We start from the raw sequence: 11,658 nt of genomic DNA, 5'->3' as shown, positions 1-11,658 counted from the left end.
GTGATGACTTATTTTGATTTACGGGGTTTTTCGCTGGTAGTTGCAGACAACGATATTCTTTTTCGTTGTCCGATACCAGTTGCTTCAAAGGCCGATTTCAGCTGCTGTGGTGTGATAAGCCGGAATTGAGTAACCGGCTTGTCCGGATTTGTCAGTAGCTGCAACAGCATTGTTTTAAAATGTCCGCTGATGATGTTGACGCTGACATCACTCAATAAGCTGCTGTTGTAATTAAAACGAACTACCAGCTCACTGCCTACTCCTACAAAAACAGACAACAGGTAATTATTATGCTCGTTCATCTCCAGGTGAAGAATCTCCGGCTGCCGTTCCTCTTTTTCACTGACTTCTCCCAGCGGATAGTTCTCAAAAAATAGTACACTATCGAACAGGTCATCCTTGATGTTCGTCCAGGTGCGGATATCAGCCAGTCMTGCATGCTGATAACTACGGGAAAGACTATGTGTATCCTGCAATTCGCGGAGCCAGTCTCCCAGTGGCAAAGCCGTTACATCTGCACGTACCGGAATGATATTGATATAAGGACCTACCTTTTGTTCTACCTGGTCTATTTCTGCCGGCCGGGTAGAAACAGTAGCTCCAAATACTACTTTTCTGTTACGGTTATACCTGTACAACAGGGTAGCCCAAACGCCCTGTATCAGCGTATTCACCGTGATGTGATGAGCTTGTGCAAACTGCTGCATATCGGACGTGATGGTTTCATCGAGTACCAATCTCACATCGTTAAACACTCCCGGTAGCTTATTTCTGTCGGGGCGATCATCTGCAAAAGGCAACCACTTAGGCGCTGTAATGCCTTTCAGGTGCTGCTTCCAGAAAGCCGCTGTTGCGTGACGATCGGTTGTATCGTGAAAACGGATAAATGCTTCATACTGATCAACTGTTCCATTGCTGATGGCATCGCCTTTCAGCAGGGCGTTACAGGTGGAGAGCCATTCATCTATCACTACCGGCATTGACCAGCCATCCATAATAATATGATGACAGGTCCACACCATCCTGGTATTGCCACCTGGCAACTGAATAAATGTAACCCGCATGAGTGGCGGTGTAGCCATATCGAAGTCGGTACGTTTATCTTTCAGCAGGAAGGCCGCCAGCGCTTTTTCCAGTTCTGCAGGTGTAAGACCGCTATAGTCCAGTTCTGCGAAAGGAAGCCCCACCGGGCTGTATACGGCTTGTAGCGGCGTACCTCCCACATCATGAAAAGCCGTACGTAAAATGCTGTGACGGGCAATCACATGTTCCCAGGCTTTTTTCATCAGCCGGATATGAGGGAAGGAAACTTCAAAACCTACCTGGATAATGTAAGTGCCGGCATTCACCGATGAACGGCTGTAGCGGTACATTTCCGATTGCAAGGGGCCTAACTGGTACAATGTACGCAGCTGTGTTTGATGTAAACTTCCATCCTGCTGTGCCGCCTGGAAGTTGTCCAGCTGCTGTATACTGAGCAGGCCGGATAAACCATAGTCAGATGGCGTAGGCGCCGCCGTTTCCTGTACAGCGGCAACTGCAATCAGTTCCTCCAGCAAAGCAATATTGCTTTGAGCGAGTTGGGCTATTGCAACCGGGTTGTATTGATCCGGACTATAAGTCCAGGACATATACAACTGTCCTCCTGATACGGAAGCCGTAATTTCCAGCTTACTGTTGAAGGTATTGTTGCCACTTACCGCATCGCCGGTAGATTCATCTGACAGGCTGATATCTCCATCTGCGTGGAGTAAATTATCCAGCTGTCCGAGGTAATTAAAAAGAATATCAGTAGCCGGCAGATGTAAACTTTTTCTGACAGCATCGTCCGGATGCAGATAACGGAGAGCGGCATAGCCCATGCCTTTTGCCGGCACCATCCGTAACTGTTCTTTCACGGATCTTACCAGCGCCGTGGAAGCACTGTCTGGTACTTCCAGCAATACCGGGTACATATTGGTGAACCAACCCACCGTTTGTGTAGTATCCAGTTCGGGGGCGATGGCTTCCCTGCCATGGCCTTCCAGGGTAATCAATACTTGATTGTTGCCGGTCCAGTTACCGATGGTATGTGCCAGGCTAGCCAGCAGCCAATCGTTTATGCCGGTATTATATACCTGCTGCACCTTACCCAGTAAATGACGTGTAGCCGTTTCTGATAGCAGCACGGTATGTGTATCGGTTTCTTTACGCAATACTTCTTTTATGTCTTTAGATACCGGCAACGGCGTATACCCGTTTACGATATGCTTCCAGTAGGGCAGCTCTGCCACCGTAGCCGGTGCTATGGCATAACGGCAAAGTGCCTGTTGCCACTGGCGTACAGAGGAAGTTTTAGAAGCCGGCTGCAGTACCTGTCCTTTAGTAACCGCATCCAGGTATATCATCAGGTCTTCCAGTATAATGCGCCATGACACCCCATCTACCGCAAGGTGATGGATCACGATGAATAAGCGGTGATGGGCATCTGAATGCGGTGTTTTTATCAATACGCATTGCCAGATTTTACCGGCGCTTATATCCAGTTGTTCCTGGTAGTGCTGGCATATGGCTGTTATCGCCGTTTCATCTGTGGCCTCTTCGCTGGTGACGCCTGACAACAGGTAACCATATTCCTGTATCCAACGATCTCCCTCCCTGCGATAGCGGCAACGCAGCGCATCGTGACGTTCGGCCAACGCGGCTGCTACTGCATTCAGTTTGCTTACGTCGAGTGCTTTGTCAATATTCAGCAGGATAGCCTGATTGAAATGATCTTTTTCGGTGAATGACTGGTCAAAGAACCATTGCTGAATTGGCAGCAAGCCTGCTTCACCGTTGAGGATACCTTGTTCTGTTATCACCTCTCTGCTGGTAGTCACCGCGCCTGCCAGCGCAGCAATCTGCTGATGCAGGAACAGATCTCTCGGATGCAGCAGGTAACCCGCCCGGCGGGCCCTGCTCACCATCTGTATGGTGATGATGGAGTCTCCACCCAGCTCAAAGAAATTATCGTATATGCCTACCCGTTCTACTCTCAGCAGTTCCTGCCAGATACGGGCCAGCTCCCGCTCCGTTTCATTCCGGGGAGCGGTATAAGTGCTTTCAGAGAAGGCTGTTTCATCCGGGTTGGGTAATGCGCGCCGGTCTATTTTACCACTGGTGGTTACCGGCAATGCGGCCATTTCTATCAGCAGCGATGGCACCATATAGTCTGGTAGCTGACCTTTCAGGTAAGCGAGGATGCCGTCCTTATCGAATGGCCCTTCCGGTACCACGTAACCTATCAGCCGCATTTTGTGGCGGTTGTTCTTATGTACCACCACTATTCCTTCTCTTACCAACGGAGATTGCAATAATACCGTATTGATTTCTCCCAGCTCTATGCGATAGCCGCGGATCTTCACCTGGTCATCTATCCTGCCCAGAAACTCAATGCTGCCATCAGGCAACCAGCGTCCCAGATCACCGGCACGATAACACTTTCCGGTAGCACCGGGATTAAAAATATTGCCGACAAATTTCTCTGCGTTCAGGTCATCACGGTGCAGGTAACCCCGTGCCAGTGAATCTCCTCCTATGCATATTTCACCGGCCACTCCTATCGGACACAGGTTATTATACCGGTCTGCGATATACACCTGTACATTGGGCACCGGTACCCCGATCACAACAGCATGTGGCTTAACCGGATCGTCTGTATATGTAGCGATGATCGTATTTTCCGTAGGTCCGTAAGCGTTAATAAGGCGGATACCTTTTTCTTTGAAGTAACGTGCGTCTTCTGTATTCAATGCCTCTCCCGCGGAAACGATGGTATGTAGTGTACCTGTTTTCTCCCTGATGGCCCGCTGATAAGACGGTGGTAACACCACCAGTTCCACCTGGTGCCTGTCGACCACAGCTTCAAAACCCTCTGCCGACAATAAATCTTCGCGTTTGGGTAATACCAGGCAGCCGCCGCTGAGGACCATGCAAAACAGCTCATAACAGAAAGCATCAAAACCAAAGGAAGAGAATTGCAGCATTCTCAGTCCGGGCTTTAATCTCAGCGCTACGGTTTGCCCCTGTACCATGTTTACTACGCCTTTGTGCTCCAGTTGCACGCCTTTGGGCTTTCCGGTACTACCGGAGGTATAGATGACATAGGCCAGTTGATTATTTACAGATGGTATCTCCAACGGCTGATCCGTTGTTTGGCTGATAGCATCCCAATCGCTGTCTGCTTTTATCACCCGGATGTGTTCCGGATAATTCACCAGACCTTCGCAGGCCTTGCTGCTCAGCAGGATGTCAGCACCACTGTCTTCCAGCGTGTACAATATCCTTTCTGCCGGATATGCAGGATCAATGGGCAAATAGGCCGCGCCGGCCTTCAAAACGCCCATGATACCAATAATCATTTCCGGTGAGCGCTCCAGGCATACAGGAACCAGTGTTTCCGGGCCAACACCCAGTTGACGCAGATAGTGTGCAAAGCGATTGGAACGCCTATCCAGCTCGTTGTAGGTTAAGGTAATATCTTCGTATACGAGTGCGGGATTTTGCGGATACAAGGCCACCTGTTGTGCAAATACTGAGAGGATATTTGTGTTGGCAGGGATATCAAATCCAGGTATCGTTTTATTGAAATCCTGTAGCTGCTGTTTTTCCCCTTCAGATAACAACGGCAGTAATCCTATGGTAGTAGCAGGAGCCGTTGCGATGGCCTGTAATAATTGTTTGAAATGCGCCAGCAATTGCACAATGGTGTCCTGCCTGAACAGATCTGCGCAATATACCACACTGCCCTGTAATCCTTCCGGCGTTTCTTCCATGGAAAAACTGATGTCTGTTTTCGCAGTAGTTTGCTCTATATCTTCTTCGGATAACTGTATTCCTCCCAGGTCCATTCCATTTGCACGGGGAGCATTCTGCAAGGCAAATACCGCCTGAAAAAGAGGGCTCCTGCTTAGTTCGCGGGAAACCACTACTTCATCTACCACCTTTTCAAAAGGCACATCCTGGTGATCGTAGGCTTCCAGGGTAGTTGCTTTTACCTGTTGTAATAATTGCAGGAAAGAAGGATTACCGCTCAGGTCACTGCGCAGCACCAAGGTATTTACAAAGAAGCCCACTAACTGTTCCACCTCCTGTTGTGTTCTGCCGGCTATCGGTGCTCCCACACTGATATCATCCTGACCAGTATAACGGTGCAGCAATACTTTAAATGCAGCCAGTAAAGTCATAAAGAGAGTTGCGTCCTGTTGCCGGCTCAGTTCCTGTAATTGCGCTGTCAGTGCAGCATCTATATGGAAGCTAACGTAGGAGCCCCGTGCGCTTTGTATGGCAGGGCGCGCATAATCTGTCAGCAGATTAAGCGGGGTTACTTCATCGAGTTTATGTTTCCAGTATTGTAACTGTTTATCCAGTATTTCACCGGAAAAATGCCGGCGCTGCCAGATGGCAAAGTCTGTATATTGTACGGATAATACCGGCAATGCAGCGGTTCGCTGTGTGGTATACGCATTATACAATTCCGTCAGTTCACGGATAATAATACCCATAGACCAGCCATCCGTAGCAATGTGATGCATCACGATCAGCAATACATGTTCTGTTGCGGCGACTTTTATCAGCCTTGCACGCAGCATGAAGTCGGCAGACAGGTCGAAAGGTGCGGCCACCCATTCTTCTACGGCAGCATGTAACAATGCCGGATCGGAATAAGCAGTATCATTTGTCAGCGCGAGTTGCCACTCATCACTATCCCGCGTTTGTTGATAGCCCCGGCCATCTTCCTGCAGGATCACGGTCCTCAGCACTTCATGCCGGTCTATCATTTCACGAAGGGCATATGTCAGCCCGGCGGTATCCAATGTACCTTTCAAGCGCAACAGCACCGGCATATGATATTGTACGCTGCCTTCCAGTTGGTCAATAAACCAAAGACGCTCCTGTGCAAAAGACAATGGCACCTTACCCTTGCCGGTATAGCGACTGATAGCTGGGAGCTTCTCCTTCGCGGGAGCTTCCAGCAGCGGCGACAACGTAGCAATCGTCTGTTGTATAAATAGTTCCTTTACAGTCACTGCGCGGTTCATCTCACTACGGATCGCTGATACCAGTCTCGTTGCCAGCAGGGAGTGCCCTCCCAGCGCAAAGAAATTATCGTATATGCCTATCGGTGACACCCCTAATAATCTTTCCCAGATCGTCACCAGCGCTTGTTCTGTTTCATTGCGGGCTCCCTGATAAGCTTCTGTTATCAGCTGCGGCTCCGGTAAGGCGTTGCGATCCGTTTTACCGTTGGCATTCAGTGGTATCCTGTCCAGTATAATCAGTGAATCAGGCACCATGTAAGCAGGCAATAACTTACCGAGGTAGCTTTTGATTTCATCCCGTGTAGCCGTTTCCGTGAGCGTATAATAGCCTGCCAGTATTTTATCACCATTGCTCTTGCGGTGTACAATCACGATCCCTTCTTTTACGGCAGGATGCGATTGCAATACAGTAGCCACTTCATCCGGCTCTACCCGATAACCGCGGATTTTCACCTGTTCATCTATACGGCCAATAAATTCAATGCCCCCATTTTCTGTCCAGCGGGCCTGGTCGCCTGATTTATAAAAACGGTCGCCTGCAAGTGTAATAAACTGCTGCGCCGTACGTATTTCATCCTGTATATAACCCCGGCTTAATCCAGCACCACCCAGCAACATCTCTCCAGGAATACCTTTGGGTACTGGTTTCCCGCGACGATCTACAATCAACACCAGGTCATTCTGTATAGGCTGCCCTATTGATACCGGGCCACCGCCATATCCGTTCATTTCCGTGCAGGTGCAGTAAGTAGTTATTTCTGTAGGCCCATAAAGATTCATTACACGCAGCGCCGGGCATTGCGTTATCAATTTACGTATATGCGATACCGATACTTGTTCCCCACCGGTGTATATATGTTGTAATGGCATAAACATCTGCGGGTCATGATCTATCAGCTGATTTAACCAGGAAGTAGTAAAAAAAGCCAACGTCACCTGTTTCTCCCGGAGAGTGGCTGCCATGCTGGAAGGATCCAGCAGATGCTGCAGCCCCATCACAATCACCCGTGCACCATTCAGCAATGCCCCCCATACTTCCAGTGTGGCTGCATCAAAAGACAATGCCCCTGTCTGGAGTATCCTGTCCTTCTCTGTGATAGCAGACGGAGGGTTTTCTCTGACAAGATTAATAATACTATGATGTTCTATCATCACCCCCTTGGGCTTACCTGTTGTGCCGGAGGTAAACATAACATAGGCTAATGAATCACCATCTGCCACCGGCAGCTCCGGTGTTACAGCAGCATTTGCATCAAGGTCTATGTCCGGTAAATACAACACGCCTGCCCCGCTTTCCAGATGCGATAAAATGGTTTCATCATCAGTGATCACGGCCACTGCCTGTGTATATTCCAGCAGTTGCGTGATGCGCCCAACGGGCGTTTGGGACTCTATCGGCAGATAAGCGCAACCTGCTTTTAAGATAGCCAGCATTGCGGTCACAAAATCTGCACCGCGGCTCATTACCACTGCTACTACTCCTTCTCTGACTGCATAAGGCGATAAGGCTGCTGCCAGCTGGTTGGCGCGATTATTCAACTGTGCATAGGTCCAGGCAGACCGTTCATCTTCCAATGCAACGGCATCCGCGTATTGCGCAGCTATCTTTTCAAAAACATGATGTACGGTGGCGGAAGACGATGGCGTGAAACTTCCGTTAAAAGAGCGGATCTCCTGCTGTTCTTCTCCCGTCATATAATCTATATCATCCAGTAGCTCATACGGATTATCCGCTATGGCACGGATGATATTGCCCAGGTGCTCCAGCATACGATTGATGCGTGGTGCAGCAAAAAGATCCGTATAATATTCAATACCCAGTACCAGCCCTTCATTGGTTTCTTCAAAATCTATGGTCAGATCAAACTTGCTGACAGGGCGCTGGTTGTTAAAAGGATAAGCTTTCAGCTCATTCATATCCAGCAGCGCATTGCGGGTGCTGTTATTATTCTGCATCACCACCATTACATTAAACAGCGGAGAGCGKCTCATATCTCTTTCCAGTTGCAGATCATCTATCAACTGATCAAACGGATATGCCTGGTGCTGATATCCTTCCAGCAAACTATCCCTGATATCTGTTTTTACAAAGTCGTTGAAAGATGCTCCATTACTGATCTTTGAGCGGATAGCCAGTGTATTCACATAACAGCCTATCTGGTTCGCCAGGCTCACATGTTCCCGTCCGGCTACCGGAGTACCCACTATCAGATCCTGCTGCCCCGTATAACGGTATAACAGCGTTTTTACAGCACCCATCAGCACCATGTACAGACTCAGGTTATTGGCAGCCGCATATTGCAGCAGCTTTTGCTGTATATCACCCGGTAAGTGGCAGGAAATATAATCTCCGTTAAAGGTCATTACCCTGGGGCGGATAAAATCTGCCGGCAACTCCAATACCGGCCGTTCGCCACCTAACTTGCGGAGCCAGTAATCACGATACTTTGTACCAGCAGCCCCCGACAACAATTCCTGCTGCCAGGCCGCAAAGTCTTTGTATTGTATGTGAAGCGGCTCGGGTAAGGCTGTTTCTTTTTTGCTGAAAGCGTAATACAGACTAAGTATATCTGAGAAAAACACCTGTGTAGACCATCCATCAGAAATGATATGATGTAACGTAAACAGAAAGGTATACCTGTTGTCGGAAATCCGCAACAACACGGCCCTTACCAGTGGTCCCTTCTCCAGGTCAAACACGGTTCCTGCTTCTGCTGCAGCAATATCAGCTGCTATGTTTTCACGTTCCGGTTCAGATTGCAGATCTTTATACACCAACGTAAACCCGGAATCAGCAAGGGTTCGCACCTGCTGTCTTGGCACACCGTTTTTTGTAACGAATACGGTACGTAGTATTTCATGTCGTGTTACCAGTGCATCCAATGCATTGCGAAATGCATCTACATCGATGTTGCCTTCCAGCACGGCGGCATGCGGAATATTATAACTGGTTTGTTCTTCTTCCATTGCTGCCAGCAGCCACATTCGCTGTTGCGCATGCGACAGGCTGTAATCTTCCTGTTCACCTACCGGCAGAATATCGGCAAAACCATCTTTGCCGCTGGCATCTACCAACACCGCCTGCTCTTCAATAGTAGCGTGCAAAAAGACTTCCCTTAAAGGCAGCAGCACCTGCATTTTTTTATGGATCTGCGCAATGAGCTGTGTGGCTTTCAGCGAGTGTCCTCCTATCTCAAAAAAGTTATCTGTTACCCCTACTCCTGAAATATCCAGCAGGGTTTCCCAGATCTGTAGCAGCAACGCTTCTGTTGCAGTACGCGGGGCAACGGCTGCACCCTGGAATTGCGGGCGGTAGTCACCTGCATCCGGTAATGCCCGTTTATCTATTTTACCGTTGGGGGTTAAAGGAATCCGTGCTAACGGTATATAATATACGGGGAGCATATACTCAGGCAACCTGCCTTTCATAAACTCCTGCAGGGCCGGGATATGCGGTTCATTGTCTGTTACTATATAAGCCGCCAGCTGGTCCTGTCCATCTTTAGTATATACCAGCACGATCGCATCACGTACATCCGGATAAGCTTTCAGTGTTTCTGCTACCTCATCCAGTTCAATACGATATCCTCTTATTTTAACCTGGTTATCGATACGACCAAAAAATTCAAGCGTACCCGAAGGTAGCCAGCGGCCATGATCTCCTGTTTTATATAATTTTCCACCGGGAGAAAAAGGATCATCGATGAACTTACGCGCCGTCAGTTCTTCCCGGTTATAATATCCTTTGCCAACACCTACACCACCAATGCATATTTCACCGGGCACGCCTACCGGAAGCAGTTCATTACTACTGTTCAGAATATATACCCGCTGATTATCGAATGGTTTTCCCAACACCGGCTGACGGGCAAAATCATCGATGCTATGCTCACGTATCCACCAGGCCACAGAGCCAATGGTGCTTTCGGTGGCACCATAGTGATTCCCCAGTTCAGCATGCGGATAACGCTGAAGATATTTACGGAGATTTTTTACGTTGATGGTTTCGCCTCCCTGCTTGATCATACGCACTGAACTACATACTAACGGATCCTCATCGAAAGTGGCACTGTTTACCAGTACACCAAAAGTAGAAGGCACCATTTTCAGGAAGGTGATGCCTTCCTGTTTAATATACCGCAGCGTTTTTTCCGGATCAAAAAAGCTATCATTAGGCACGTGAAGTGTGGCACCAGCGGTCAATGTAGCCCATATATAACTATAACATCCATCAAAGCTGTAGGAGTTAATGAGCATGGTACTGTCTGCCGGTGTAATAGCAAACCGTTTACGGAACCAGCTGACATGATTGGCCAGGCCCAGGTGATGAATCATCGCCCCTTTTGGTTTCCCGGTAGTACCTGACGTATAGATCATGTAGGCCAATTCATGCGGATCACGCTGAATAACGGGATTATCCGCTCTCTCATCAGTTAGCTCATCAATCGCTACATATCCGAGTGCTGCAGCATCCGGCGTTTGTTCTATCAGTGCTTTTTCAGTCAGCACAATAGCGCATTCACTGTCTTCCAGGAAAAACCGCACACGCTCAGGCGGTGAACTCAGGTCGATCGGAATATATACCCCGCCGGCTTTGAGAATACCAATAATACCGATGATGATTTTTTCAGAACGATTCACCATCAGTGCTACTTTGTCCTGATGGAGTAACCCGCGCGTTTGTTTCAGATAATAAGCCACCTGGTTGGCCCTTTCATTCAACTCTCTATAAGTAAGTATTACATCACCGCTTTTAACTGCTATGCTATCAGGTGTAAACAAGGCCTGCTGCTCAAACTGCTCTATCACAGCCTGCTCACAGAAAGCCACAGCCGTATCATTAAAACTGCCATGAATAAACTGGTGATCTCCTGCTGTAATAAAATTAATATTCCCTACAGGCGTAGAAAGATCATGACTGATAATTTCCAGTGTTTTAAGGAGATGCCCACCCAGCAGTGAAAGATATACTTCTTCATACAATGCAGCATTATAATCCAGCTGTAATGTAAGCCCCTCCTCGTCCCGGCTGAAAAGGAAAAATATATCTGCCTGATATAACTCCTCCTGCAATATGGTAACCGGTTCATAACCAAAGCCGGTAGTAAAAGCATACTTTGCCCACTCCTGCTGCTCTTCTTTCAATACTGCCGCCAGTCTGGAAAAATCATAATCGCGTTGGATAATATTGGCCTCCAGCTCAAGGTGTATTTGTTTCAGCAGCTCTCTTGCTGACATCTCTTCCTCATAAGACACCGCAAAAAACAGCAAGGCAGGATCACTTATTGGTAACTCTTCGTCAATACGCACACCGCCTGTAGTAAGTAACAGCTCCGGGCGTTGACTGTATTTGCCCAGTACGATATACAATGCGGCCATTGCCAGTTTATAGATATTGATATCTTTATCTTTTGCAGCATGGGTAACTGCAGCCGACAGCGGCGCAGGAAACCGCAGCGTATATTGCTGTCGTTTTGCATGGCCGGGAAGCGGCAATATATTGTAGAAGGACGCGCCTCCTGCATTTTTTATTTTATTAGTCCAGTAACTCGTGGTAGCAGACTCCTGTAAAGTAAACTCGCTCATAAATCTAAAC

Annotated in this window: 1 protein-coding gene; it reads right to left on the bottom strand. The window is 48.3% G+C overall.

What is annotated here, in order from left to right; all coding sequences use genetic code 11:
* Positions 1-8 precede the first annotated feature (8 nt).
* Positions 9-11,648, bottom strand: coding sequence for a non-ribosomal peptide synthetase (locus AC1DCV_RS24635; protein WP_477025655.1), 11,640 nt, complete (start codon positions 11,646-11,648; stop codon positions 9-11).
* Positions 11,649-11,658 lie beyond the last annotated feature (10 nt).

The sequence above is a fragment of the Chitinophaga sp. 10T418 genome (assembly GCF_056394125.1).
This window is presented reverse-complemented; position numbering and strand designations above follow the sequence as displayed.